The sequence below is a fragment of the Pseudomonas sp. Tav-5-1A genome (assembly GCF_055755055.1).
The window spans coordinates 3300458-3326697 of sequence record NZ_CM146901.1 but is presented as its reverse complement, the minus strand read 5'-3'; the positions used below and the strand labels follow the sequence as shown (position 1 = coordinate 3326697).

General features: G+C 66.5%; 28 protein-coding genes. 16 read left to right on the top strand and 12 right to left on the bottom strand.

From position 1 onward, the window contains the following. The first annotated feature begins 35 nt into the window (after window positions 1-35). From AC0J42_RS15205 to AC0J42_RS15195, 3 genes are all read left to right on the top strand, one after another. Window positions 36-995: an alpha/beta fold hydrolase gene (locus tag AC0J42_RS15205; RefSeq protein WP_473002264.1), complete on the top strand. Its 960-nt coding sequence runs from the start codon at window positions 36-38 to the stop codon at window positions 993-995. A 262-nt stretch (window positions 996-1257) separates the two neighbouring features. Further along, window positions 1258-2574, top strand: coding sequence for an OprD family porin (locus tag AC0J42_RS15200; RefSeq protein ID WP_473002263.1), 1317 nt, complete (start codon window positions 1258-1260; stop codon window positions 2572-2574). Between the two features lie 135 nt (window positions 2575-2709). Further along, complete coding sequence (locus AC0J42_RS15195; protein WP_473002262.1) at window positions 2710-3615, top strand: LysR family transcriptional regulator; 906 nt, start codon at window positions 2710-2712, stop codon at window positions 3613-3615. Here AC0J42_RS15195 and AC0J42_RS15190 read toward each other — a convergent pair. The 5 genes from AC0J42_RS15190 to AC0J42_RS15170 all read right to left on the bottom strand — a co-directional run bounded on the left by AC0J42_RS15190 (window position 3587) and on the right by AC0J42_RS15170 (window position 8925). Continuing rightward, entirely contained in the window at window positions 3587-5002 is a 1416-nt protein-coding gene (locus AC0J42_RS15190) for an efflux transporter outer membrane subunit (RefSeq protein ID WP_473002261.1), read from the bottom strand. The two genes, AC0J42_RS15195 and AC0J42_RS15190, sit on opposite strands and share 29 nt — an antisense overlap. After that, a complete protein-coding gene (locus AC0J42_RS15185) occupies window positions 4999-6054 on the bottom strand; it encodes an HlyD family secretion protein (protein WP_473002260.1) in 1056 nt (351 codons plus the stop codon). Before AC0J42_RS15185 ends, AC0J42_RS15190 begins: the two co-directional genes overlap by 4 nt. Window positions 6055-6074: 20 nt before the next feature. Next, window positions 6075-7619, bottom strand: a complete 1545-nt coding sequence (locus AC0J42_RS15180; protein ID WP_473002259.1) for an MFS transporter — start codon at window positions 7617-7619, stop codon at window positions 6075-6077. Between the two features lie 103 nt (window positions 7620-7722). Continuing rightward, window positions 7723-8136 (bottom strand): DoxX family protein, encoded by a 414-nt coding sequence (locus AC0J42_RS15175; protein ID WP_473002258.1) that lies wholly within the window; start codon window positions 8134-8136, stop codon window positions 7723-7725. Between the two features lie 195 nt (window positions 8137-8331). Next, window positions 8332-8925 (bottom strand): HAMP domain-containing protein, encoded by a 594-nt coding sequence (locus AC0J42_RS15170; RefSeq protein ID WP_473002257.1) that lies wholly within the window; start codon window positions 8923-8925, stop codon window positions 8332-8334. A 148-nt stretch (window positions 8926-9073) separates the two neighbouring features. Between AC0J42_RS15170 and AC0J42_RS15165 the strand changes: the two genes are divergently transcribed. From AC0J42_RS15165 to AC0J42_RS15130, 8 genes are all read left to right on the top strand, one after another. Continuing rightward, window positions 9074-10114 (top strand): hypothetical protein, encoded by a 1041-nt coding sequence (locus tag AC0J42_RS15165; protein WP_473002256.1) that lies wholly within the window; start codon window positions 9074-9076, stop codon window positions 10112-10114. Further along, window positions 10104-10721: a trimeric intracellular cation channel family protein gene (locus AC0J42_RS15160; RefSeq protein ID WP_473002255.1), complete on the top strand. Its 618-nt coding sequence runs from the start codon at window positions 10104-10106 to the stop codon at window positions 10719-10721. The genes AC0J42_RS15165 and AC0J42_RS15160 overlap by 11 nt, the downstream gene beginning before the upstream one ends. A gap of 115 nt (window positions 10722-10836) precedes the next feature. After that, entirely contained in the window at window positions 10837-11067 is a 231-nt protein-coding gene (vapB, locus tag AC0J42_RS15155; protein WP_473002254.1) for a type II toxin-antitoxin system VapB family antitoxin, read from the top strand. Next, a complete protein-coding gene (locus tag AC0J42_RS15150; protein ID WP_473006793.1) occupies window positions 11064-11477 on the top strand; it encodes a type II toxin-antitoxin system VapC family toxin in 414 nt (137 codons plus the stop codon). Before vapB ends, AC0J42_RS15150 begins: the two co-directional genes overlap by 4 nt. Window positions 11478-11786: 309 nt before the next feature. After that, window positions 11787-12458: an ABC transporter ATP-binding protein gene (locus tag AC0J42_RS15145; protein WP_473006792.1), complete on the top strand. Its 672-nt coding sequence runs from the start codon at window positions 11787-11789 to the stop codon at window positions 12456-12458. After that, window positions 12455-13249, top strand: coding sequence for an ABC transporter permease (locus AC0J42_RS15140; RefSeq protein ID WP_416424367.1), 795 nt, complete (start codon window positions 12455-12457; stop codon window positions 13247-13249). Before AC0J42_RS15145 ends, AC0J42_RS15140 begins: the two co-directional genes overlap by 4 nt. 821 nt (window positions 13250-14070) lie before the next feature. Further along, on the top strand, window positions 14071-14400 hold the full coding sequence (locus AC0J42_RS15135) for a hypothetical protein (protein WP_416424365.1): 330 nt from the start codon (window positions 14071-14073) through the stop codon (window positions 14398-14400). 48 nt (window positions 14401-14448) lie between these two features. Beyond that, complete coding sequence (locus AC0J42_RS15130) at window positions 14449-15465, top strand: class I fructose-bisphosphate aldolase (protein WP_473006791.1); 1017 nt, start codon at window positions 14449-14451, stop codon at window positions 15463-15465. Here AC0J42_RS15130 and AC0J42_RS15125 read toward each other — a convergent pair whose 3' ends face one another. The 4 genes from AC0J42_RS15125 to AC0J42_RS15110 all read right to left on the bottom strand — a co-directional run bounded on the left by AC0J42_RS15125 (window position 15466) and on the right by AC0J42_RS15110 (window position 19250). Next, window positions 15466-16209 carry a PRC-barrel domain-containing protein gene (locus tag AC0J42_RS15125; protein WP_416424363.1) on the bottom strand — a complete coding sequence of 248 codons (744 nt, stop codon included), beginning with the start codon at window positions 16207-16209 and terminating at the stop codon, window positions 15466-15468. 75 nt (window positions 16210-16284) lie between these two features. Beyond that, the gene (locus tag AC0J42_RS15120; protein ID WP_416424362.1) at window positions 16285-16746 is read right to left on the bottom strand and encodes a YbaK/EbsC family protein; all 462 of its coding nucleotides are present in this window, start codon (window positions 16744-16746) and stop codon (window positions 16285-16287) included. Further along, the gene (locus AC0J42_RS15115; protein ID WP_473006790.1) at window positions 16685-18094 is read right to left on the bottom strand and encodes a dicarboxylate/amino acid:cation symporter; all 1410 of its coding nucleotides are present in this window, start codon (window positions 18092-18094) and stop codon (window positions 16685-16687) included. The genes AC0J42_RS15120 and AC0J42_RS15115 overlap by 62 nt, the downstream gene beginning before the upstream one ends. A 97-nt stretch (window positions 18095-18191) precedes the next feature. After that, window positions 18192-19250 carry a tartrate dehydrogenase gene (locus tag AC0J42_RS15110; RefSeq protein ID WP_473006789.1) on the bottom strand — a complete coding sequence of 353 codons (1059 nt, stop codon included), beginning with the start codon at window positions 19248-19250 and terminating at the stop codon, window positions 18192-18194. Window positions 19251-19373: 123 nt separating this feature from the next. On the opposite strand from AC0J42_RS15110, the gene AC0J42_RS15105 reads away from it, so the two are divergent. Next, window positions 19374-20273 carry a LysR family transcriptional regulator gene (locus AC0J42_RS15105; RefSeq protein WP_416424359.1) on the top strand — a complete coding sequence of 300 codons (900 nt, stop codon included), beginning with the start codon at window positions 19374-19376 and terminating at the stop codon, window positions 20271-20273. On the opposite strand, the gene AC0J42_RS15100 is transcribed toward AC0J42_RS15105, so the two are convergent. Next, window positions 20274-21683, bottom strand: a complete 1410-nt coding sequence (locus tag AC0J42_RS15100; RefSeq protein WP_473006788.1) for an MFS transporter — start codon at window positions 21681-21683, stop codon at window positions 20274-20276. It abuts the gene before it with no gap. Between the two features lie 159 nt (window positions 21684-21842). Further along, complete coding sequence (locus tag AC0J42_RS15095; RefSeq protein ID WP_473006787.1) at window positions 21843-22934, bottom strand: NADH:flavin oxidoreductase/NADH oxidase; 1092 nt, start codon at window positions 22932-22934, stop codon at window positions 21843-21845. Window positions 22935-22985: 51 nt separating this feature from the next. On the opposite strand from AC0J42_RS15095, the gene AC0J42_RS15090 reads away from it, so the two are divergent. From AC0J42_RS15090 to AC0J42_RS15075, 4 genes are all read left to right on the top strand, one after another. Continuing rightward, window positions 22986-23321, top strand: a complete 336-nt coding sequence (locus AC0J42_RS15090) for an ArsR/SmtB family transcription factor (protein WP_416424356.1) — start codon at window positions 22986-22988, stop codon at window positions 23319-23321. A gap of 123 nt (window positions 23322-23444) precedes the next feature. Beyond that, complete coding sequence (locus tag AC0J42_RS15085; protein WP_473006786.1) at window positions 23445-24251, top strand: ABC transporter substrate-binding protein; 807 nt, start codon at window positions 23445-23447, stop codon at window positions 24249-24251. Between the two features lie 78 nt (window positions 24252-24329). Then, a complete protein-coding gene (locus tag AC0J42_RS15080) occupies window positions 24330-25058 on the top strand; it encodes an amino acid ABC transporter permease (RefSeq protein WP_473006785.1) in 729 nt (242 codons plus the stop codon). Between the two features lie 3 nt (window positions 25059-25061). Further along, on the top strand, window positions 25062-25748 hold the full coding sequence (locus AC0J42_RS15075; RefSeq protein ID WP_473006783.1) for an amino acid ABC transporter permease: 687 nt from the start codon (window positions 25062-25064) through the stop codon (window positions 25746-25748). Window positions 25749-26000: 252 nt separating this feature from the next. On the opposite strand, the gene AC0J42_RS15070 is transcribed toward AC0J42_RS15075, so the two are convergent. Next, window positions 26001-26237 (bottom strand): hypothetical protein, encoded by a 237-nt coding sequence (locus tag AC0J42_RS15070; RefSeq protein ID WP_473006782.1) that lies wholly within the window; start codon window positions 26235-26237, stop codon window positions 26001-26003. Window positions 26238-26240 lie beyond the last annotated feature (3 nt).

The following is a 26240-nucleotide window of genomic DNA, read 5'->3' as shown; positions in this document are numbered from 1 at the left end:
CTAGGGTAGGTGAAAGGTTCAGACGAGCATGGACGATGAAGGCCACACAACAACGCAACCTGGCGGTCAACGGCATCACCCTGAGCGTGCACGTCGCCGGGCCCGAACACGGCCGGCCGGTGTGGCTGCTGCACGGTTTCCCCGAGTGCTGGTACTCGTGGCGGGCGCAGATCGCGCCGCTGGTGGCCGCAGGTTACCAGGTGTGGATGCCGGAGATGCGCGGCTACGGCGCCAGCTCCGCGCCCCAGGCAGTGGAGGCCTACGACCTGCTGACCCTGTGCGCCGACATCCAGGGCGCCATGGACCTGCTGGGCCAGCGCCAGGTGTGCGTGGTGGGCCATGACTGGGGCGCGCCGGTGGCCTGGCACCTGGCGCTGCTGGAACCTGAGCGGGTGCAGGCGGTGGTGGCCCTGTCGGTGCCCTACGCCGGGCGGCCAAAGCAGCCGGCGATAGAGCTGATACGCGCGCACTTCAAGGACCGTTTCAACTACATCCTGTATTTCCAGAACCCGGGGGTGGCCGAGGCCGAGCTGGACGCCGACATCGCCCACACCCTGCGCATGTTCATGCAGGGCGGCGCCAACGGCGACCTGATCCTCAAGCACAAGCCCGCCAGCGCCACGCTGTTCGACGGCATCAACCAGCCCGACCGGCTGCCGCCCTGGTGCAGCGCCGAGGCGTTCGAGGTGTACGTGCAAACCTTCGCCGGCCGTGGCTTCCATGGCGCGCTGAACTGGTACCGCAATTTCGAACGCAACTGGCAGCGCACCGAACCCCTGGCCGAGGCCTGCGTCGAGCAGCCGGCGCTGTTCCTGCTGGGCGACCTGGACCCGGTGGGCGTGCTGGAGGCGCACACGCTGCTGCGCATGCCCAAGCGCGTGCCACGCCTGGAGCAGCACATCGTCAAGGCCTGCGGGCACTGGATACAGAGCGAACAACCCGACATCGTCAACGGGCATTTGCTGCGCTTTCTGGCAAGCCATTTTCCCGTGTGACGTGCACAGGTGGGAGCTGGCTTGCCAGCGAGCTTTTGAGCCTCAACAGCTCGCTGGCAAGCCAGCTCCCACAATGAAGATTAATTTAACCTTCCAACCTATTGATCCATAAAGCTTTACCCAAAGCCACGCAGCACCAGCATATGCCTTTTCCCTAGGCACTTATGACCCCGCCCGGCATATCCATAGGCCAACTCCGTATTTTTGAACCAAAACGTACATTCCTACACTCCGCCGTCCCTGACCCCACCAAGGACGTCCGATGTACCGTCAAGCCTTCCCCCTGGCCCTCAGCGCCGCTTTGTTCAGCCAGCCCCTGTGGGCCGATGGTTTCCTCGATGACAGCAAAGCCGACCTGACCCTGCGCAACTTCTTCATCAACAACGACAACCGCAGCGGCACAGCCACCCCGTCCAAGCAGCAGGAGTGGGGCCAGGGCTTCATCCTCAATTACACCTCGGGCTTCACCAACGGCCCGCTGGGCTTGGGCCTCGATGCCCTGGGCATGCTCGGCCTGCGCCTGGACTCGGGCAAGGGCCAGGCCTACAACAGCGGCAGCAGCGGCGGCGGCATTGTCTTCCCCAGTGAGGGCGACGGCCGCGCGGTGAACGACTTCGCCAGCCTGGGCCTGACCGCCAAGCTACGCTTCTCGAAGACTGAGATTCGCCATGGCACCCTGCAGCCGCACCTGCCGGTGATCGGCATCAACGACGGGCGCCTGCTGCCGCAGACGTTCCAGGGCACCCAGGTAACCAGCCGCGAGTTCGACAACCTGACCCTCATTGGCGGCAAGATCACCTCGGTGAAGGGCCGCAACTCCAGCAACCAGGCGTCGCTGTCGATCGCCGGCGCCAACAGCCTTACCGGCCAGCGCAGCAACGCCTTCTACTACGCTGGCGCCGACTACCGGCTGGACCCGCACACCACCGCGCAGTACTACTTCGCCAACCTCGACGACTTCTACGACCAGCATTTCGTGGGCCTGACCCACAGCACCAAGCTGCCGCGCGGCACCTTGCAGACCGACCTGCGCGGCTTCATCAGCAGCAGCCAGGGCGAGAACGCCAGCGCGGCGGGGCGGGTGGCCGGCTATAAATCCAGTGGCGCGGTGGGCAGCAACGGCGAGGTCGACAACCGCACCTGGAGCGCGCTGTTCACCTACACCCTGGGCAGCCAGTCGCTGGCGGCGGGGTACCAGCGCGTCAACGGCAGCAGCGACTTCCCGTTCATCAACCAGGGCGACGGCAACGCCCCGTACCTGATCACCAGCCGCCAGATTGGCCGCTTCCAGCACGCCGGCGAGCGCACCTGGCTGGCCCAGTACAGCTACGACTTCGCCGGCCTGGGCCTGTCGGGGTTGAGCGCCTCGGTGGTCTACCTCAACGGCGACCACGTGCAGGCGGCCAGCACCGGCGGTGAGTGGGAGCGCGACGTTGCGCTGAATTACGTGGTGAACCAGGGCCGGTTCAAGGGCCTGGGCTTCAGCTGGCTGAACGCCGCGTTCCGCACCGAAGTTGCCGGCCAGCGCAGCCAGGATGAAAACCGCCTGATCGTCAGCTACCGCTTCGCACTGCTGTAGCAGCGATTGCTTTTGTGGGAGCTGGCTTGCCAGCGAGTTTTGCTGGCCTCAACAGCTCGCTGGCAAGCCAGCTCCCACAGGACCGTTGCAGCCACGGATTGCCGGGAGGCCACTGCTGCTCTTATGCTTCGGGCCATGAAAAATCCTGACCTGAACCTGTTGTACGCGCTCGATATCCTGCTCGAAGAAGGCTCGGTAGCCGGCGCCGCGCGGCGCCTGAACCTCAGCGCACCCGCCACCAGCCGCATCCTTGGAAGGATTCGCGAGGCCTTCGACGACCCGATTTTCGTCCGCTCCCAGCGCGGCCTGGTGCCCACGCCCAAGGCCCTGGCCCTGCAGCAGCAGGTGCGCGGCGCGGTGGAACTGGCCCGCGGGGTGTTCCAGCAGAGCCAGGGCCTGGACCTGGCTACCCTGGAGCGCACCTTCAGCCTGCGTGCCAACGACGTGTACATCGGCGCCTACGGCAGCGCCTTGCGCGAGTTGCTGCGCGAACAATGCCCACGCTGCGTGCTGCGCTTCGTGCCGGAAAGCGACCTGGACCACGACCCGCTCAACCAGGGCAGCATCGACCTGATGATCGGCTCGCGGCGCGCGTTCGGCCCCGACATCAAGGTACAGCGCCTGTTCGACACCGAGTTTGTCGGCCTGGCCCGGCGCGGCCACCCGATCTTCCAGCAGCGGCTGGACCTGCACAGCTTCGTCGCCCACGACCACGTCACCGTGTCGCGCCGCGGCCTGGCGCGCGGGCCGCTGGACGACGCGTTGCAAGCCCACGGCCTGAGCCGGCGGGTGGCGTACATCACGCCCACCTTCCACAGCGCGCTGTTCGCGGTGGCCGAATCCGACCTGCTGTTGCCGATCATGCCGGTGAACATGCTACCTACACTGGAACGCCTGGGCCTGCCGTTGCAAGCCTTCGCGCTGCCGGTGGCGCTGCCCAGCGTGGAGATTGTCCAGGCCTGGCACCCGCGCCTGGACAACGACCCCGCGCACCGCTGGCTGCGGCGCGCGCTCAAGCACCTGGCCGAGCCGGCGCCGTAGCCTGCCAGCCACCGCCCAGGCTGCGGTACAGGTCCACCAGCGCCAATGACACTTGGGCGCTGCTGGCCACCTGGGCTGCCTGGTTGTCCAGCAGCGTGGCCTGCACGGTCAACACGTTGAGGAAATCGACACTGCCCTGGGCGTACTGCAGCTGGGCGCTGCGCAGGGCACGCTGGCTGGCGGCCACGGCTTGCCCAAGGCTTGCCTGGCGGCGTTGTTCGGCCTGGTAGGCGGACAGCGCGTCGGCCACCTCATGCCAGGCGCCGAGCACGGTCTTGCGGTATACGATGGCCGCTTCCTGCTGGCGACCTTCGCTCAGGCGCAGCGCCCCTTGCAACCGGCCGCCCTCGAACACCGGCAGGCTCACCCCCGGGCCTGCAGCAAAACTGCGCGAGGCCCAGTTGCCCAGGTTCGCCAGCTGCATGGCCTGCAGGCCGACGTCGGCGCCCAGGGTAATGCGCGGGTAAAAGTCGGCCTGGGCCACGCCGATGGCGGCGGTGGCGGCGTGCAACTGCGCCTCGGCCTCGCGGATGTCCGGGCGCCGCTCGGCCAGTTCGCTGGGCAGCCCGGCCGGCACCTGGGCCGGGCCGTGGGGCACGGGCGCCGGTGCACCGAGTTGCGCCTTGAGGGTGTCCGGGGCCTGGCCGATCAACAGGCTCAGGGCGTTGATCAGCACGCTTTCGCGTTGTTCCAGGGCCGGCAAGCGCGCCTCGATGGCCGCGCTCAGGGCCTGGGCCTGGGCCACCTGCAGGTCGGTGGCCACGCCTTGGGCGCGTTGGGCCTGGGTCAGTGCCAGGCTGTGGCGAGCAATGGCAAGGTTGTCGCGGGTGACCTGCAGGGCGCTCTGGCTGCCGCGCAATTCAATGTAGTCGCGCGCGGTCAGGGCCACGATCGCCAGTTGCACGCCGTGCTGCTGTTCCTGCACCGCCTGCACGCTGGCGTCGGCAGCCTCGACGCTGCGGCGCACGCGGCCCCAAAGGTCGGCCTCCCAGCTGATGGCAAGGCCTGCGTTCCAGACGCTGTAGGCGCGCGTGCCGTCGTAGCCGGAAATGTCCATCAGGCCATCCTGGCTGTTGCGCGCCCGCTGGTAACTGGCGCTGGCATCGACGCTGGGCAGGCGCCCGGCCGCCACCGTGGCGCGCAGGGCCTGGCTCTGGCGGACGTGGCTGGCGGCGATGGCGAGGTCCAGGTTGCCGGCCCGGGCCTGGGCGATCAGCGCTGACAGTTGCGGGTCGTTGAAGCTGTCCCACCAGTGCAGGTCGACTTCACCGCCAGCGGCGCGCCAGTGTTGCGGCAAATCCGCCGCCGGGCGCTTGAAGTCCGGGCCCTGGGTGCAGCCTTGCAGCACTGTCACCAGTACCAGCAGGGCAAGCGAGCGGCGGCTCATCGGGCACCTACCTTGGCCTGGGTGTCGCCGGTGTCGATGCGTGCCTCCACTGACATGCCCACCCGCAGGCGCTGGGCCAGCGGCTGGTCGGCATCGAGGACGATTTTCACCGGGATGCGCTGCACCACCTTGGTGAAGTTGCCGGTGGCGTTGTCCGGGGCAATGGCGGCAAAGGTCACGCCCGTAGCCGGGGCGATACTGTCGACGTGGCCGTGCAGGGCGTGGCCGGGGAAGGTGTCCACGGCAATGTCGGCGCGCTGGCCGGGCACCACCTCGGTGAGCTGGTTTTCCTGGAAGTTGGCCACTACATAGGCCTGGCTGCGCGGCACCACGGCCAGCAGCGGGTCGCCTGGCTTGACGTAGCTGCCCACGCGCACGCTGCGCCGGCCCACTTCGCCGGCCTGGGGGGCGCGCAGGTCGGTGTAGCTGAGGTCCAGTTGCGCGCGCTCGACCTGGCTTTGCGCTTGTCGCACCAGGGCCTGGGCCGTGGCCTGCTGGGCCTGCAGCACGTCGGTCTGCTTGAGCACGGCGGCCACCGCCGCGCGGTGTTCGGCAGCCACGGCGCGCACGCTGCGCAGGCGCGCCTGGGCCTGCTGGAAGCGCTGCACGGTGCCCGCGCCCTGGCCGGCCAGGGCCTGGTAGCGCTGCTGTTCGTGCTCGGCAAAGGCTACCTGGGCGCTGTCGGCGTCGAGCACCGCGCGCGCCTGGTCAACCATGGCCTGCTGGCGCAGCAGCGTTGCTCGGGCGTCCTCGGCGCGGGCCTGGGCGGCGGTCAGGGCTGCCTGCGCTGCTTGCAGGGCGTTGCGGTAGTCGCGGTCGTCGATGTGCACCAGCGGCTGGCCGGCGCTGACGGCCTGGTTGTCGTCCACCAGGACGCGGTCGACGATGCCAGCCACCTTGGGCGCCACCAGCATCAGGTCGGCCTGCACGAAGGCGTCATCGGTGCGCTGCACCGGGCCTTGGGCGCACAGCAGGTAGCCGGCGCCGGCGGCCAGCAGGGTGCCACTGGCCAGCAGGGCGGCCAGGCTTTTTCGGGAGGTTATTTCAGTCATGGGCAATGTCCACACAAGGTTCAGGAAGCGGCGCGTGGCGGGTAGACACGCGTCGGCAGGATCGGAATCAGCACAATCAGCAACAGCGCCAGCAGGCCCATGGCCCGGTACAGGTCGGCGGCGGTGAGCACTTCGGCCTGGCGGTGCAGGCGCGCGGCCAGCTCGCTGCCGGTGGCGCCCGGCCACAGGTTGCCCAGGCGGTCCACCAGCATCGTCGAGTGCAGGTGCAGGCTGTGCAGACTCAGGGTTTCCAGCGTGCTGCCGGCGGCCACCGCGGCGAAGCCCTTGACCGTGTTGAACCAGGCCGAGGCGAACGGCCCATCCGCCGGTTGCAGGCCGCCGGTGGCCAGCATCAGCAGCGGGATCACCGCCATGGGCTGGGCGATGATCTGGATCATCTGCAAGGGATAGAAGTCGCCGCGGTGCCAGGCCACCGTGAGCTGCGAGCCGAGCAAACACACCAGCGCCATCAGCCCCAGGCCGGCGGCCAGCACCCAGCGGCAATCCACCACGCGGTTGTTGAGCAAGGCCACCACCAGCGGCAGCGAGACCAGTTGCGGCAGCGCCACCCACAGCAGCACCGGCGCGGTCTGCAGCGGCCGGTAGCCCTGCACGCCGGCCAGGTAGCTGGCCGGGATGATGATCACCGCCAGCAGCACGAACAGCACGCCGCCCAGGGTGACCAGCGCGTGGCTGAGGTTGCGCAGGCGCAGCATCTGTACCTTGAAGAACGGCAGCGGGTGGAACCATTCATTGATGAAGAACAGCACCAGCAGGCCCAGGCCACCGCCCACCAGGGCGCGGATCAGGCTGGAGGCGAACCAGGCCAGGCGCTCGCCCTGTTCAAGGCCCAGCACCAGCAGGATCAGCCCGGGCAGGCCCAGCAGCAGGCCGCGCCAGTCCAGTTGGCGCAGGCGTTCCAGGCGCAGCGGGTCCTGGGGCAGGCCCCAGGCCACGGCGGCCATGGCCAGCAGGGTGGTGGGGATGACCTGCCAGAATGCCCAGCGCCAGCCCAGGTACTCCACCGCCCAGGCGGCCAACGGCAGGCCGAAGCTGGGCCCGAAAGTGGCGGTCAGGGCGTAGCCGCCCAGGCCGTAGAGCTTGATGCCCGGCGGCAGGAAGCGCAGGGCTACCGACATCAGAATGGGCGGCAGCGCCCCGCCGGCAAAACCCTGGAGCACGCGCAGCAGCAACAGGCTCGGGTAGTTGGGCGCCAGCGGGCACAGCAGGCCCAGCAGCACGAAGGCGCCCATGGCCCACAGGGTGAAGCGGCGCAAGGTGAAGGTGGCGGCGCACCAGGGTGCGAAGGCCATGGCGGCCACCGATGTCGCCGCGTAGCTGGCCAGCAACCAGCTGGCGTCATCCAGGCCGATGCCCATGGCGCCGCGAATGTCGGCCATGGCGAACTTGGTGACGCCGTCGTTGAAGCCTGACACCAGCACGGCCAGCAGCACGCCCACCAGCCCGGTGGCGATGCGCAGGCCGAAGGCCGCCGGGCCTGGCGCGGCGGCTGGCCGCACCGGTTCGGGCAGTAGGGTGGGAAGGGGCGCGAGGAGGGCGCTCATGAGGTGGCTCCGCAGTCAGTGACGATGCGGGCAGTCTAAGCAGCGCTTCCGATTACCAATATTGCTGTTTTGGCACTTTCAACCTGCGTTTTTTGCACGCTGGTCAGTGGCCGTCCACCGAGTAGCGGCCAGGGCCGGTGACCACCAGCAGCAACAGGCCGCCGATGATGGCGATGTTCTTGAAGAAGTTGATCTGGTTGGCCATGCGTTCGGCGCCTTCCATGTTCCAGAACGGGTGGCCGAGCAGCGCCGTGCCCAGCACGAACAGCGCCATCAGCGCGGCCAGCGGGCGGGTGTAGAAGCCCAGCACCAACAGGATGCCGACGAAGAACTCCATGAGCACCGCGATGGCCGCCGCCACCTCCGGCACGGGCGCGCCGAGCGAGGCCATGTAGCTGACCGTGCCGGCAAAGCCGGTGAGCTTGGCCCAGCCGGTCAGCAGGAACAGGATCATCAACAGAATTCTGGCGGTCAGGATGATTTCGTTGTGTTGGCGCGCGAAGAGGTTGTAACGCATGGCATTTTCCCCACAAGAGGTGTTGCCCTAACTGTAGCAGCTGCCGCCAGGCGGCGTCGGCGCCCGTGACGGTACGGTGTGCAAAGGATTTCGCGTAGCCGCTGCCGCCAGGCTGCGCTGGGCCCCGCGTGCGCTGAAGTTCTGCAGCGTGAAAAAGGGCCAGCGCAGCCTGCGGCAGCGGCTACGGAGACGGTGTCAGGACGGGGGCTTGTCGTGGAGGTAGTGCTGGGTGGCATCCAGCACTTTCACGATGGCGTCGATGTCCTGGGTGATGTCGGCCACAAGCTTAGGGTCGTCCACCAGGGTCAAGCGCAGCTTGAGCCGCGACAGCGGTGTGCGCAGGTCGTGGGACACGGCGCCGAGCATGCGCCGGCGCTCGTCGAACTTGTCGCGGATGGCCTGTTGCATGCGGTTCAGCAAACCCGCCACGTGGCGGGCCTCGACGCTGCCGGTTTCGGCCAGGGGCTGGCTGTCGAGGTCGTCGCCCAGGCGCTCGGCGGCCTGGCTGAAGCGCTTGAGCGGGCGGGTCAGGGAACGGCTGATGTACCAGGCGATGCCCACCAGCGCCAGGCCCTGGAACGCCAGCATCGCCTTGGGCCACACCAGCAGGTAGTGGGAGCTGGCCGCCAGCGCCAGGGCCGGCGTCTCGGTCTGCGGCGTGACCCCCAGGCGCGGCGGGGGCGGGATGCGGTAGTGCACGATCCAGATATAGGTCAGGGCGTGGGCAAGGAAGATCGCACCGAGGGAGACGGTGAACAGGCGGGCAAACAAGGTACGGGACTTGATCATTGCAGGGGCCAGGCAGGCACTTTTTCAAAACCATAACACTGTCTGGCCGCTTCGACGTATCCCGATGGTAACGGCGACCCTGTTCGGCCCGGCGCCACCCTATACTGAACAGAACCCCTTGTACCCGAACCGATACGGAGCTGCGGTGGTGACCCTGCGTGCACTGGTCGTTGCCCTTGTCCTGCTGCTGACCGCCTGCGCCGGCGGGCGCCTGGCGTTGCAGGGGCCGCCGGTCAGCCCGGCCACCTGGCAGCAGGTGGACGCGCAAATCCTGCGCGGCTCCAGCGACGCCCGCGAGCAGGCCCGGGTGTTCGCCCGCGGCTCCATGGAGCACTGGCGCCAGCGCGTCTACGAGCAGACCGAGGAGGTATTCATTCCCTGGTTCGACAGCTACTGGACCCAGGAATGGCTGTCCATGCGCGTGAGCTGGTACACCCTCAGCGGCAGCAAGACCGACCCGGACGCCTCGGCCAAGCGCCTGGAAGCCTACCTGCAGGACCAGTACCACCGCCGGGTGCTGGCCCCGGTGGCGGTGGAGATCGAGCCCAACGCCATCGCCGTGCAGGCCACCGACTTCTATGTGCAGCTGATGACCACCCAGGTGCTGGCCATCGCCGAGCAGTACAAGCTGCCCAACCAGCAGTTCGCCCAGCACCTGGAGGGCATCGGCGTGCTCGAAGGCGCCAACCTGCAGCAGCTCACCCACGTGGTGCCCACCACCAAGGTCCCGGCCTACGCGGCGCTGTTGCAGCGCCTGCGCGCAGGCGCCGAAGCGTCGCCCGAGGGACTGGCCGACGTGGCCAAGGCCACCAACACCAAGTTGCAAGGCCAGATGACCACCCGTGGCGCCGGCAGCTTTGCCGCCGCCGTGGCCGGCAAGATCGCCGGGCCGCTGATCTCCCTGGGCATGGCCGGCATTCGCGCCATCGCCCATGCCGGCGAGCGGCCCGACACCGAGGCGCAGTTGCGCAAGAACCTCGGCGCAGCCTTCGACCAGGCCTGGTTCAAGGTGCTCAACGACCCCAGTGGTGGTGTCATGGCCGGCGTCTACCGCCTGGCCGATGGCCTGGAAGTGCAGCTCGCGGCGCGCAGCGTTGCGCAACGGCTTGAGAATCGCTCAGGGGCAGCCGGCGGGTTTTCTGGCACCATGGCGCCCATCGCCGATTCAAGGAACGAGCATGGGCTTTGAAGCATTCTGGTACATCGATCTGCTGGGCACCTTCGTCTTCGCCCTGAGCGGCGCGCTGGCCGCCATCGACCGGCGCCTGGACCTGTTCGGCGTGGTGGTCATCGCCTTCGTCACCGCCTGTGGCGGCGGGGTGATCCGCGACCTGTGCCTGGGGGCGCTGCCACCGGCCGGCCTCACCAACCTGGCGTACCTGGCCGTGGTGGGCCTGGCCGTGGCCCTGGCCGGCTGCCTGCAGACCCAACTGCTGCGCCTGGCCCAGCCCACGCTGTTCTTCGACGCCATCGGCCTGGGTTTCTTCGCCGCCTTCGGCGTGCACAAGGCCTACACCCTGGTGCCGGACATCGAACTGGCGATTCTGCTCGGCGTGGTCAGCGCCGTCGGCGGCGGCATCCTGCGCGACGTGCTGCTGGGCCGCGTGCCGGTCATCCTCAGCAAGGACATCTACGCCTCGGCGGCGCTGCTGTGCGCGCTGGTGCAACTGTGCGGCGAACTCACCTGGCTGGACCCGCAGCTCAGCGCCTGGCTGGGCATCGGCCTGTGCACGGCGCTGCGGATGCTGTCGCTGCGCTATGGCTGGAACCTGCCGGCGATCAGGAAGGTGCAATGATTTGCAGGTGTTTCTTGAGAATCGCAGCGCCTGCTGACGCGGAAAGCCTATGCATTGCATATGCCTTGGTTTGCGGCCATACTGCATAGGTCTGACATAGGTCGAGGCCTCCTCCATGCGCACAGTGTCCATTTTCAAGAACGGCAAGAATCAGGCTATTCGCCTGCCCAATGACATGGCCTTCGACGGCGTGGGAGAGCTGGAAATCAGCCGTGAGGGCGACACCATTACCCTGCGGCCGGTGCGGCCTTCGTGGCAGTCATTTGCAGAACTGCCCCATGCCGATGATGACTTCCTGCAAGAGCGGCCCGACGTCATGGACGATGATGGCAGGTTCACCTTATGACGACCTACATGCTGGACACGTGCATTTGTTCGTTCATCATGCGTGAGCGTCCTGCTTGTGTGCTCCAGCGTCTCACCGAAGCCGCCACGCGTAACGATCGAATCGTTATTTCCGCCATCACCTATGCGGAAATGCGCTATGGCCAGATAGGCAAGAAGGCGTCGCCCCGGCATAAAGCCCTGGTGGACGAATTCGTCAGACGGCTGGATGCCATTTTGCCGTGGGGAGCAGCGGCTATTGATCGGACCATCGAGATCAAGGTGCACCTCGCGGAGGCCGGTACCCCAATTGGCCAGAATGATACGGCGATCGCCGGCCATGCCTTGGCGGAGCAGTGCACCCTTGTGACCAACAATACCCGCGAGTTTGCGCGCGTGCCGGGGCTGATCTACGAGGACTGGGTTCATTAACACTCACTGAATCCCCAAAGCCAACTTTCCGGATTGAAGCTATAGCGAAGTTCAAGGCGAATTTTGCACGCCTTTTTCAACTTTCTAACAATTAATTTAAGTTGGGGCTGTTTGCCATTATGTGGGGAATTTGCCCCGAAAGTGGCGTCGCAGGGCCCAGTGGCTGGGCTGTTGGCCAAGCGCTGCGGGGCTTGTGCAAGTTGGCATAGTTGTCGCTAGTTGCAAGTCTATTTGTTTGAAGTTTGCGCACTTGCTGTTTGTTGCGCGGCTCGTGCATCATGTTCAACCTCTTGCCCGGAAGCGCTTCGGTTGAATACTTCACCTGCCATCTCCTTGATTACCTCCGTCGACGTCTCACGCCTGGATGCACGCACCGGCACGCCACTGTTGCAGCCGCTGCGCTTTACCCTGTCCGCCGGCGACCGGGTGGCGATAACCGGGCCGTCGGGCTCCGGCAAAAGCGTGCTGCTGCGCACCCTGGCGCTGCTGGACGCCACCCAGGGCGGCGAGGTGCACTGGCAGGGCGCGGCCATCAAGGCCACGCAGATCACCGCCTACCGCAGCCACGTGTGCTACATCGCGCAGAAGCCGGCGCTGCTGGACGGCAGCGTCGAGGACAACCTGCGTTACCCCTATTCCCTGAAGGTGCACGCCAGGGCGCGCTACCAGCGCGAGGCGGCGCTGCAGCTACTGGCGCAGGCCGGGAAGCCGGCCAGCTTCCTCGACAAACAGGCCAGTGAGCTGTCCGGCGGCGAAAGCCAGGTGCTGGCCCTGGTGCGAGCCCTGCAGCTGAACCCCCAGGTGCTGTTGCTGGATGAACCCACCGCGGCCCTGGACCCGGAATCGGCGCGCCAGGTGGAAGCCCTGGTGGACGCCTGGTTCGACGGCGGCCGGGCGCTGATCTGGGTGTCCCATGACCCGGCGCAGGCCCAGCGGGTGAGCAACCGCCAGCACGTGATGAAGGCGGGGAGCCTGACATGAACTACCAGAGCCTTTCCAACCTGGACATCGCCATTGCCGCGGCGCTGATCCTGATCAACGGCATCCTCTCGCTGTGCCTGAACCTGGGCCTGGGGCGGCAGCTGCTGGTGGCCTCGGTGCGCACCGTGGTGCAGCTGCTGGCCATCGGCTACGTGCTGACCTGGATCTTCGCCAACGCCCAGTGGTACGTGGTGTTGCCGGTGATGTGCCTGATGACCCTGATCGCCGGCCTGTCGGCGGCCGGGCGCGGCAAGCGCACCTACGTCGGGCGCCGCGCCGACAGCGTCTGGTCCATCTGGGTGAGCAGCTGGCTGGTGGCGGCGGTGGGGCTGTTCGCGGTGATCCGCATTCACCCCTGGTACGAGCCACAGTACGCCATCCCGATCCTGGGCATGATCCTGGGCAACACCCTCACGGGGGTGTCCCTGGGCATCGAGCGCATGATCCAGGAGCTGACCGCCGGGCGCGGGCAGGTCGAAATGACCCTGGCCCTGGGCGGCACCCGCTGGGAGGCCGCCCAGCTGGCGGCGCGCCAGGCGGTGCGGGCGGGCATGATCCCGACCTTGAACCAGATGACCGTGGTGGGGCTGGTGAGCTTGCCTGGCATGATGACTGGCCAGGTGCTGGCAGGGGAAAGTCCTTTGCAGGCAGTGCGTTACCAGATAATCATCATGTTCCTTATAGCAGCGGCGTCGGCGTTGGGCACGGTGGTGGCGGTGCTATTGACCTACCGTAGGCTGTTTTCGCCGCAGCATCGGTTCCTGCCCGCGAAGCTGATTACCCGCGACTGAGCGCACCGTGCGATCAGGCAGTTGATCTGCTTGTGATCTGCTTGTGATCTGCTTGTGATTGGCTTTTGATCTTGATCTGGCTTGTGATCTTGATTGTATGCCCCGTAAAGCGCCCGGGCCGACTGGAGGCGTCGATCAACGGGCTGCCCGAAGGGCCGAGGCCGCAGGCCGAAGAGACGGTAACCCGCAGGCTTCTATAGCGGGTGCCGTCTGCCCGTTGAGCGGCGCCGGAAGGAGGGGACCCGTAGCGCAGCGTAGGGCCCAAGCAGGGGCAAGCGTTTTTTGCTTACTTTTTTTGGCGTCTGAAAAAAAGTGAGTCGGCGTAAGGCCGAAACGGTCGGTGATCGCACCGCGAAAATGGATATGTCCGAATCCCTCAGAAGCGAGATTCGAAAGCCATGCACATATCCAATACCAAGGGTGATGCACAATCACCTTTCCGCCCTTACGGCGGCTCACTTTTTGTCAAACGCCCGGTGTGCCGGCCCAGCCAAAAAATAAGCAAAAAGGGCTTGCCCCTGCTTGGTCCCTACGCTTCGCTGCGGGTCCCCTCCCTCCGGCGCCGATCCAGCGGACGACGGCCCGGAATAGAAGCGCCTCCGGTTCCGTCTTCTTCGGCTACGCCTCAGCCCGCTTGGCCAACGCCTACAGTCGGCCCTGGCGCTTTACGGGGCACACAATCAAGATCAACGGCCTCACGGGATCAAGATCAAAGGCGGTCCGTGTGAAGGCAGCCTGCGAAGCAGGCGAAATGCTGGCCCCCAAGGCTTTTACTTCCCGCCAAAATCACTTCAATTTCAGGTGCTTGGGGCAGGGATTAAATGCGCAATGTAATGATTACGCTTGCAGGAGTTGCACTCACCGGGGCCACACTGTGCGCCCAGGCCCGGGACCTTCGGCCCGATGACCGCTACATGTGCGCCTGGGGCGCCGGCACCGCGGCGCGCGCCCAGGAACTGAAGCTGGCCGGGGTGTCGCGCTACGCCGCGCGGGAAAAGATCCACACCATGAAATTCAGCAAGGGCTGGATGCGCATGCTGGCCCTGGGCATCACCGAGCAGACCTACGACAACGCCACCCGCGCCAGGCCGGCGGTGGTGCACGACACCTTCTACGAAGGCTGCCTGCACTACAAGCTGGCGCGCAAGTAGGGCCGATCGCGCCTATCCTTGGCCATTCAGCCAAGGCAGAGGTGAATTATGACCGATCATTCCAATTCCCTGATCGACACGGCCCGGGCGTTGATGGCGGCAGGCAAGGGCTTGCTGGCCATGGACGAGAGCCTGGGCACCTGCAACCGCCGGTTCGCGCCCCTGGGCATCGCCCAGACCGAGGAGAACCGCCGGCGCTACCGCGAACTGCTGGTGACCACCCCGCAGCTGGCGCAGCACATCAGCGGCGCCATCCTCTTCGAGGAAACCCTGTACCAGCACGCCAAGGACGGCACGCCCTTCGTCGATATCCTCAAGGCCGCCGGCATTGTCGTGGGTATCAAGGTGGACGCCGGGGCGCAGCCGCTGGCCGGCTTCCCCGGCGAGCGCATCACCGAAGGCCTGGACGGCCTGCGCGAGCGCCTGCAGCACTACGCCAGCCAAGGCGCGCGGTTCGCCAAATGGCGCGCGGTGCTGAGCATCGACGCCGGCCTGCCCAGCCGCACCGCCATCGAAGCCAACGCCCAGGGCCTGGCGCGCTATGCCGCGCTGTGCCAGGAGGCCGGCGTGGTGCCCATTGTCGAGCCGGAAGTGCTGATGGACGGCGACCACGACCTGGCGCGCTGCCAGGCAGTGACCCGCGAGGTGCTGGACGCGGTGTTCGCACAGCTGCACCGCCATGGCGTGCTGCTGGAGGGCATGGTGCTCAAGCCCAACATGGTACTGCCGGGCGAGGGCGGCCCGCAGGTTTCGGTGCAGGCCGTGGCCCAGGCCACCGTCGAGACGCTGCGGCGCGCGGTGCCGGCGGCGGTAGGCGGCATTGCCTTCCTGTCGGGCGGGCAGTCGTCGGCGCTGGCCACCGAGCATCTCAATGCCATGCACCAGGGTGCGCCCTTGCCGTGGCCGCTGACCTTCTCCTACGGCCGCGCCTTGCAGGACGATGCCCTGCGCCTGTGGGCCGGCGACGACGCCAATGTGCAACGCGCGCAGCAGGCGCTGCTGTTGCGCGCCCGCTGCAACGGCGCCGCCGCCCAGGGCCAGTACCGCCCGGCCATGGAAGACTGATTACTCGGGCGGGTCGTTGCGGGTTTCGACCGACCAGTACACCGAGCGCTGGTAGTGGGTGTACAGCACCGTCTCGTGCTCGCGGCTCAGCGGCGCCGTCTCGTCATAGGGCGGCGACGCCTGCACCGTGGCGCGGTCGATGTCGAGGAACACCTTCTGCTCTTCCCAGGCAATGGAATCGATCCATTCCGGGGCAATCAGCACCTTGTGGCCCACCCACCAGTTGCTGGTGTTGATGACCAGGTACTGCACCGCCCAGGAGTCCTCGTTCACCAGCAGCGTGGCGACGTGGCCGATGTCGCCGTCACTGGCGTGGATATGGTAGCCACTGACTTCCTCGCCGCTGCGCAGGCGCACGTCGTCCTTGGGCTCACGCGGCGCGGCGGCGGGTTCGATGGCCGTGTCCCAGACCCCGCCCGTGCCCCAGTAGAAGGGCAGGCCGTAATAGCCCAGGTGGTCCATTTCGTGCTGGCGCGAGACGGGCCTGGCGGTGTCGATGTCGGGGCTGGCCTTGACCTGCTCGCGGGTGATATTGACGGTGAGGCGGTGGTTGCTCCAGTCGCACTGCTGGATGGAGGCGGGGGCGATCAGCACTTTGCGGCTGGCCAGCCACGAGCCGGTTTCCACCACCAGGTAGCGAACCACCCAGGTGGCGTCGTCGAAATAAACGTCCTTGACCTTGCCGATGTCACCGTCGGTGGCACCCAGGGTGTAGTGTTCCAGGTCATGCAGGTTTCTTAACATGGGGAATGTCCTGTCGCAGGGGGCAGTACAAGAGTAGGCCCTGCCCCCGAGCACAAGTTCCCGGCCTGACAGGCGTCAGGCCTGGGCGACATCCACCCATTGCGCGTTCACCAGCGTGGCCATGCGCTGGGGGCAAAGGCGCACTGCGGCATTGGTGGCGCCGCCGGCCGGCAGCACTTCGGCAAAGGCCTGCAGCGACACGTCGCAGTACACCGCCACGGCCGCCGGCAAGCCGAACGGGCACACCCCACCTACCGGGTGGCTGGTGTGCGCCTGCACCTCGGCGGCGTCGAGCATCTTCGCCTTGACCCCGAACCGTGCCTTGAACTTCTTGTTGTCCAGGCGCGCATCGCCGCGGGTGACGATCAGGATCACCTGGTCATTGACCCGCAACGACAGCGACTTGGCGATCTGCCCCGGCTCGACGTTGTGCGCGCTGGCGGCCAGGGCCACGGTGGCGGTGCTTTCGGCCAACTCAATGACCGAGAGGTCCGGGGCGTTCGCCGCCAGGAAGGATTTGACGGTTTCCAGACTCATTGCTGCTCCTTGGTTCGCGGGCCAAAACGGTCCATACCTTACCATAGCGCTGCAGCACCGGGGGCAGCCGGGGCACCGTGGCTGCGGGCTCCGGCACCGTTTCACCGTCCATGGCCCGGCGCAGCTTGTCGCTGTCCAACGCGCCCACCCATTTGGCGATGGCCAGGGTGCCGACGCCATTGCCGATGGTGTTGGTGATGGCCCGCGCTTCCGACATGAAGCGGTCCACGCCCAGCAACAGCACCATGCCCGCCACCGGGATGGTGCCCAGCGAGGCCAGGGTGGCCGCCAGGATGATGAACCCCGAGCCACTGACGCCCGCCGAGCCCTTGGAGGTGAACATCAGCACCGCCAGCACGATCAGCTGGTCGCTCAGGCTCAACGGCGTGTTGGTGGCCTGGGCAATGAAGATTGCCGCGATGGTGTAGTAGATCGCCTGGCCATCGGGGTTGAAGCTCAGCCCCGCCGGAATCATCATGCCGGCGACCGGCTTGGAGCAGCCGGCCTGCTCCATGCGGGTGATCATGCGCGGCAGCACCGATTCAGAGCTGCTGGTGCCCAGCACCGTGAACAGCTCTTCCTTGATGAACCGCAGGAACTTCCACAGGCTGAAGCCGGTGTAGCGGCAGATCGGCCCCAGCACCAGCACCACGAACAGGATGCAGGTCAGGTACACGCAGGCCATCAGCTTGCCCAGGGCGAACATCGAGCCGAAGCCGTACTTGCCGATGGTGAAGGCAATGGCGCCGAACGCGCCGATGGGCGCCAGGCGCATGACCATGTTGACGATGTTGAACATGCCCTTCATCAGGCTGTCGACCACGTCGATGAACACCTTGGCGCGCGGCCCGGCGTTGGCCAGGGCCACCCCCAGCAGAATCGAGAACATCAGGATCTGCAGGACGTTGCCCTTGGCGAAGGCGTCGACGATGATGTCGGGGATGATGCCCAGCAAAAAGTCCATGAACGAGGCGTGGGGCGCCGCCGCGGTGTAGGTGGCGATGCTGGAGGTGTCCAGCGCCTTGGGGTCGATGTTCATGCCGGCGCCGGGCTTGAACAGGTTCACCACGATCAGCCCCAGGCCCAGCGCCAGGGTCGAGACCACCTCGAAGTAGAGCAGGGCGCGCACGCCCACGCGGCCCAGTTCCTTCATGTTCTCCATGCGCGCGATGCCGCTGACCACGGTGAGGAAGATCACCGGGGCCAGCAGCATCTTGATCAGTTTGATGAAGCCGTCGCCGATGGGCTTGAGCGCAGCCCCCGTGTCGGGCCACAGCACGCCCACCAGGGCGCCAAGGGCTACAGCGATGAGTACCTGTACATAGAGTTTGCCGAGTATGCGTTTCATGACGGACCCTGATTCTTGTTGTTGTCAGGCGCCGCCCCGGCGCGGGCGCGGTGATTCGCGCAGCGCCGGGGCCGCGGTGTGGCCAGCGTCGGGGAAATCAGCGCTGCAGCAGTTCGATCACCGCGGCGGTCACCTGGCGGGTAGTGGCAGTGCCGCCCAGGTCCGGGGTGTGCACGCCGGCTTCGGTGACGGCTTCGATGGCGGCCATCAACTGCCGGGCCGCGGCGACCTCTCCCAGGTGTTCGAGCATCATGGCGGCAGTCCAGAAGGTGGCGATGGGGTTGGCCACGCCCTTGCCAGTGATGTCGAAGGCCGAGCCGTGGATGGGTTCGAACATCGACGGGAAGCGCCGGGTGGGGTTGAGGTTGGCGGTGGGGGCGATGCCCAGGCTGCCGGACAGCGCCGCGGCCAGGTCGGAAAGAATGTCGGCGTGCAGGTTGGTGGCCACGATCACGTCCAGGCTGGCGGGCTTGAGCACCATGCGCGTGGTGACTGCGTCCACCAGCTCCTTGTCGGTGACCACGTCGGGGAAGTCCTTGGCCACTTCGTGGAAGATCTCGTCCCACAGCACCATGCCGTGGCGCTGGGCGTTGGACTTGGTCACCAGGGTCAGGTGCTTGCGCGGCCGGGTGCGTGCCAGTTCGAAGGCGAAGCGGTGAATGCGCTCGACGCCGGCGCGGGTGAACACCGAGACCTCGGTGGCCACTTCTTCGGGTAGCCCGCGGTGCACGCGGCCACCGTTGCCGGAGTATTCGCCTTCGGAGTTTTCGCGAATCACCACCCAGTCGATCTCGTGGCCGTTGTGCAGCGGGCTCTTCACCCCGGGCAGCACGCGGGCCGGGCGCACGTTGGCGTATTGGTCGAAGCCCTGGCAGATGGGCAGGCGCAGGCCCCACAGGGACACGTGGTCGGGCACGTTCAGCGCGCCCACGGCGCCGAAGAAGATCGCATCGAAGGTTTTCAGTTCCGCCAGGCCGCCTTCGGGGATGTAGTGGCCGCGCTTGAGGAAGTTCTCGGAATTCCAGTCGAAGTGCTTGAACTGCAGGGCAAAGGCGCCGCTGCGACGGGCCAGGGCGTTGAGGACTTCGACGCCGGCCTCGATCACTTCCACGCCAATGCCGTCACCAGGCACGGCAGCAATGTTGTAGGTCTTCATGGCTCTCTCCAGGGTCTGTTGTTGTGCGCCGGCACTGGGCTGCGGCGGGTGACTGGAGTATATGTAGTGAGCCAAAGCCATTGGTTAACCACAAATCACTACATCATTAACCTGGAGTTATGAATGAACCAGGCCCAGGACCTGTCCTTTTTCCATCTGTTGGCCAAGCAGGGCAGCCTGGTGGCCACCGCGCGCGAGCTGGGCGTGACGCCACCGGCGGTGAGCAAGCGCCTGGCGGCACTGGAAGCGCGGCTAGGCGTACGCCTGGTCAACCGCACCACCCGTTCCATGAGCCTGACCCCGGAGGGCGAGCTGTATTTCGCCCACGTGGCGCGCATCCTGGCGCAGATCGACGAGGCCGAGCAACTGGTGAGCAGCAGCCGCGCCACGCCCAAGGGCCTGATCCGGGTGAATGCCTCGCTGGGCTTTGGCCGCCGTCACATCGGCCCGGCGCTGGCGGCGTTCTTCAGCCACTACCCGGAGGTGGAGATCCAGCTGGAGATCAGCGACCACCCGCTGGACCTGGCCACCCACGGTTTCGACCTGGGCATCCGCTTCGGCAGCCTGCCGGACGCCGCGCTGCATGCCCGCAAGATCGCCTCCAACCGGCGCCTGTTGTGTGCCTCGCCGCTGTACCTGGAGAAGCACGGCACGCCTGTGAAGCTCGCGGATCTGGCCCGCCACAATTGCATTTTCATTCGCCAGAACGAATCACCCTACGGCGTGTGGAGCTTCAACCACGGCGGCCGCACCGAGAACGTAAAGGTGCACGGTGCCCTGGGCTGCAACGACGGCGAGGTGGCGTTGAACTGGGCGCTGGAAGGCTACGGCATTCTGCTGCGCGCCGAGTGGGACATCGCCCGCTACGTGCGCAGTGGGCGGCTGCGGCTGGTGTTGGAAGACCAGACCCCGACCCGCGCCGACGTCTACGCCGTGTACCCGCAGCAGCTGCACCTGTCGGCGCGGGTGCGGCGCCTGATCGACTTCCTGATCGAGCGCTTCCGCCATATCGATGGCGTGTGATCAGCCGCGCTTGCCAATGCGGCTGATGCTCACGCACATCGCCAGCCCGGACGCCACCGCGGCCACTGCCAGGGCCATGTGCATGGCCCGCGCTTCCAGCGCCGCGGCATCGGCCAGCGCCTGGCCCGCCGCCGGGTGCCCCAGGTACGCCGCCAGCACCACCGCCACCAGCGCTGCGCCCAGGCACTGGCCGAAGGTGCGAGCGATGGCCAGCACCCCGGAGGCGTTGCCGCTGCGTTCACGCGGGACGTTGGCGAGCATCTCGCGGTTGTTGGGGCTCTGGAAGAAACCGAAGCCCACGCCGCACAGGCATTCGCGCCAGAGAATGCCGAACGTACCGGCGTCGGCCGGCAGCAAGGCCATCAGCACCAGCCCCAGGGTCAGCAGGCCCAGGCCGATGGTCGACAGCACGGCGGGCGGATGGCGGTCGGCCAGGCGCCCGGCCTGGGGCGCGGCCAGGATAATGCCCACCGGCCAGGCGGTGAATAGCAGCGCCGCGCCCAGCACGTCGTAGCCGTAGGCGTTCTGGAACAGGAACGGCAGCGACAGGATGGCAATGCCCTGGCTGACGAACGCCGTCAGCGACGTCAGGGCGGCCAGGGAAAAGCGCAGGTACTTGAAGATTTCCAGGGGCAGCAAGGGCACCGGCGCGCGGCGTTGGCGCCAGATGAACGCAGCGCCTGCAGCCACCATCAACAGTGAGTAAACGCCAGCCTCGCTGGCAGCCGCCGCGCCGGTGGCCATGATCGCCGCGCCCATGGTCACGGCCGACAGCACGGCGCCGAGGTAGTCGAAGGGCTCACCGCTGCTGGCCCGCTGCCCGGGCACATAGCGCCAGCCCAACAGCGCGGCGGCGATGCCCAGCGGCAGGTTGATCGCGAACAGCCAGGGCCAGCTGGCCAGCCACAGCACGGCGCCGCCGAACGCCGGGCCCACGGCGGTGGCCAGGGCCACCAGCAGGGCGTTCAGGCCCAGGGTGCGGCCCAGCAAGCGAGTGGGGAACACGGTGCGGTAGATGGCCGGGCCGATGCTAAGCGTGGCAGCACCGCCCACGCCCTGGACCACGCGCATGGCCACCAGCACGTCCAGCGACGGCGCCAGCGCGCAGCCCAGCGACGCCAGGGTGAACAGACTTACGCCGCCCACGAACAGGCGGCGGAAGCCGATGCGCGTGGCCAGCGAGGAAAAAATCATCAAGGTCATGGCGGCCGCCAGCAGGTAGCCGTTGGCGACCCAGATGGTGGTGGCGGCCGGCACGTTGAAGGCATGGGCCATGGAGGGCAGGGCGATGTTCACCACCGTGCCGTCGATCACGGCCATGGCGGTGGCGGTCATGATCGCCACCATCGCCAGGCGTCGTTGGGCGCCGGGCAGGCCGTCGTCGTTGGGTAAATCCTGGAACAGCGACATGCAGATCCCTTGCAAAAGGAGGAGGGCAAGGAGGATAAGCCAGACGGGCGGCGCTGTCTTTGTGGGAGCTGGCTTGCCAGCGAGTTTTTAGGGCCTCAACAGCTCGCTGGCAAACCAGCTCCCACATTACGTAGCAGCGGCCGCAGGCCGCGTCAGGGCTTAACGATAACGCTCAAGCCAATGGGCGTAAGGGGCTGGCAGGGTCCAAGAGGCCTTGTCCACGCCCAGCTCCTTCGCCGCAAAGTACGACCAGTGCGGGTCGGCCAGGTGGGCCCGGCCTACCGACACCAGGTCCAGCTGCCCGGCGCTGACGGCGTCATGGGCGAGTTGCGGGGTGCCAAAGCCCCACGCCGAGGTCACCGGCAGGTCGGCCTCGCGGCGCACGCGCTCGGCGATCGGGCCGAGGAACGCCGGGCCCCACGGGATGTTGGTCTCGGCGATGGTGAAGCCGACGCTGACGCTCAGCAGGTCCAGGCCACCGGCCTTGAAGCGGCGGGCCAGTTCGATGGACTCGGCCAGGGTCTGCTCGTCGCGGCCGTCGTATTCGATCACGCCGAAACGGGCGGTCAGCGGCAGGTGCTCCGGCCACACTTCACGCACCGCGGCCAGGGTTTCCAGGAGGAAGCGGCTACGGTTGTCGAAGCTGCCGCCGTAGGCGTCGGTGCGCTGGTTGGCGTGTTCGGAGAAGAAGCTCTGGCCCAGGTAGCCGTGGGCGAAGTGCAGCTCGATCCATTCAAAACCGGCGTCACGGGCGCGGCGTGCGGCGTCGACGAAGTTCTGCTTGACCCGGGCGATGTCGTCCAGGGTCATGGCGCGCGGCACTTTCGGCAGGTGGTGGCCGAAGGCGATGGCGGACGGCGCAATGGTGTCCCAACCGTTGGGGTCACCAGCGGCGATGTGGTCGTCACCTTCCCACGGGCGGTTGGCGCTGGCCTTGCGGCCGGCGTGGGCGATCTGGATGCCCGGCACCGAGCCTGCGGCCTTGATGGCCTGCACCACGGGCACGAACGCCTGGGCCTGCTCGTCGTTCCAGATGCCGGCGCAGCCCGGGGTAATGCGGCCTTCGGGGGCCACGGCGGTGGCTTCGACCACCACCAGGCCGGCGCCGCCACGGGCCAGGCCCGCCAGGTGCACGTGGTGCCAGTCGTTGATCAGGCCGTTGGTGGCCATGTATTGGCACATGGGCGGGATGGCGATGCGGTTGCGCAGCGTCACGTCCTTCAGGGTGAAGGGTTGGAACAATGCAGACATGGGAAAACTCCAGGGGATAGCTATTTTCGCTTGTTCGATCATAATCGAACTATGGCAATTTATGGAAGCCTCGATATCATGTGCGCCATGCGAGCCTATACCCACCCCAATCCCGAAGACTTCACCCTCGAGCGGCTGTTGTACGCCTTGAGCGACCCCGTGCGCATGGACATCGTCCGGCACCTGGCCGGCGTGCCCGAAGCCACCTGCGGCGAGCTGGACGGCGGGCGGCCGAAATCGAGCATGTCCCACCATTTCCGCGTGTTGCGCGAGGCAGGGCTGGTGCAGACCCGCAACGTCGGCACCACGCACATGAACTCGCTGCGCAGCGCGGCGCTGGAGAGCCGTTACCCGGGGTTGCTGGCCAATATCCTGTCGCACCGCTAGCCGTGTTTTATATTCCTTAAGAATATAAACAAATAATATTATATTCCTTTTGGTTTTTTAGCCTTGCTGCAAGACTTCTGGTGCAGGCACTTTGCCTATCTGCCCCTACAGGAAGTCGAGCCCATGAAAAAACTTACTGCCCTTGCGGCCCTGTCCCTGGCGTTGCTGTCCGGTATCGCCCACGCCGACCGTCTTGAAGACATCAAGAAAGCCGGCGTGCTGCGCGTCGCCGCCTTCGACAGCAACCCACCGTTCGGCTTCATCGACACCAAGACCAAGCAGCTCGCCGGCCTGGACGTGGACTACGCCAAGGCCATCGCCGCCAAGCTGGGCGTGAAGCTGGAACTGCAGCCCACCAACCCGGCCAACCGCGTGCCGCTGCTGGTGGCCAACAAGGTCGACCTGGTGCTGGCCAACTTCACCATCACCAAGGAACGCGCCGAGCAGGTCAACTTCAGCACCCCGTACTTCGCCTCGGGGCAGCAGTTCATCGTCAAGAAGGGCACGCTCAAGAACGAGAGCGACCTCAACACCTGGCGCGTGGGCGTCGACAAGGGCACCACCAACGAAGGCGTGCTGCGCGAGAAATTCCCCGGCGCCAAGGTGGTGGCCTACGACGACACGCCGTTTGCCTTCACCGCCTTGCGCAACGGCAACGTCCAGGCCATCACCCAGGACGGCCCGAAGCTGATCGGCCTGCTGGCCAACGTGCCGGACCGCGACAAATATGAAGTGCCACCTTTCACCATCTCCGACGACCTGATCGGCGTGGGCTTGCCCAAGGGCGAGACCGCCCTGACCAACTTCGTCAACGACACCCTGGTGGCGCTGGAGAAAGACGGCCAGGCCCAGAAGATCTATGACACCTGGTTCGGCCCGACCACCAACACGCCACTGGCGCGCCTGTTCAAGATCGGCGACAAGGGCTGATCCCGCCCTTGTGACTGCACACGGCATGCGCCTGCACGGGCGCGTGCCTGGTTTCGTTTGACCTGGATACGCGCCTACATGTTTGGTGAATTGCTTGCCCCCCGCTATTTGCAGTGGCTGGCCGACGGCTTCCTGCTGACCCTGGGGCTGTCGCTGCTGGTGTGCCTGGTGGCCACGGTGCTGGGCGCCTTGCTGTACCTGGCGCGCAGCGCGCCGTCGCGGCTGCTGGCGTGGCCGGCGCGGGCCTACCTGCTGGTGATCCGCAATACGCCGCTGCTGGTGCAGTTGTTCTTCTGGTATTTCGGTGTCACCGCGTTGCTGCCCGACAGCCTGGTGACCTGGCTCAACACCCCGCGCAGCCTGGCCCTGGGACCGCTGGCGGCGGAGTGGCCATCGTTTGAATTCATCGCCGGCTTCTGGGGTTTGACCCTGTACACCACCGCCTTCGTCGCCGAAGAGCTGCGCGCCGGCATCGACTCGGTGCGCAAGGAACAGCGCGCCGCCGGCCTGGCCCTGGGCCTGCGCCCGGCGCAGGTGTGGCTGCACGTGGTGCTGCCCCAGGGTTTGCGCACGGCCCTGGGCCCGCTGCTGGGCCAGTACATGAACGCGGTGAAGAACTCGTCGCTGACCATGGCCATTGGCCTGGCGGAACTGTCCTACACCTCGCGGCAGGTGGAGACCGAGACCTTCAAGACCTTTCAGGCGTTCGGCTACGCAACCTTGCTGTACATCCTCACCATCGCCCTGATCGAAGCGGCAGGGCAGTTGATCCAACACAGTCGGCGCTACCGCCGGGGAGTGGCCTGAGCCATGGACTTTTCCGTCATCGTCGACAACCTCGGCTATTTCATGTGGGGCGCCTACCCCGACGGCCCCTTGGGCGGCGCGGCGCTGACCCTGCTGCTGAGCCTGCTGTCGGGCGTCGCCGCCGGCGTGCTGGGGCTGATGGGCGGCATTGCCTTGGTCATCAGCCGTGGCTGGCTGCGCTGGGTGTTGGTGGGCGTGCTGGGTTTCCTGCGGGCGATTCCGGTGCTGATGCTGATGTTCTGGAGCTATTTCCTGCTGCCGATTCTGTTCCACGTCAACGTGCCGGCTTTGGCCACGGTGGTGTGCGCGCTGTCGCTGATCGGCGGCGCGTACCTGTCGCACTCGGTGGCGGCGGGCATCAACAGCCTGCCGGCCGGCCAATGGGCGGCGGCCAGGGCGCTGGGGCTGCGGCCGGCGCAGGTGTTGTGGCTGGTGATATTGCCCCAGGCGCTGCCGCTGATGCTGCCTTCGTTCCTCAACCAGTGGGTGTCGCTGATCAAGGACACCTCGCTGGCCTACGTGATCGGGGTAGGGGAGCTGTCCTACGAGGCCACACAGGTGAGCAACCGGGTGATGGTGCACCCGGTGGAGATTTTCCTGTTCGTGGCGCTGGTCTATTTCGTGCTGTGCAGCGCCCTGCAACTAGCGGCCAGCCGGGTGGCCCGACGTGGCGCCAGTGCCGCCCCGTAGCCGCTGCCGCAGGCTGCTAGGGGTTTTATGTGGGGCTGGAAATAATTAGACACAAAGGGCAGCGACAGCCCCTTCCTATCACGTATTTTTCACATCGGCTGGCGTACTTTGAAAGTGCTCCAGATGCTTTGCCAGGCCCGCTTTCCCCCATCGCTCGCCTGGCGTGCACAGAGCGCAGTCGGTATCACACACTTGCCCCAGCAGCACCCGGGTGGCAGCCCAGGAAGGGTCGCTGACTGGGGCAAGGGTGCCCTAGCTGAGCCAGGTCGTCACCACGCGCCGGTCCAGCTCTTCCCAGTCCGCCATCCCCAGTACCCGCACCGTGTTCAACCCACGCAAGTACCCGCGCAGCTGATTGGCCACCGCCCGCAGGGTTTCCGGGTCGGCAGTGTTCGCGCGCAGCACGTCTTCGTACTCGATCAGGTAGTCGGCCACGCGCTCCTTGAACTCGGGTAGCACGGCGGCGCGAATCAGGTCGAACGTTCGCATGCA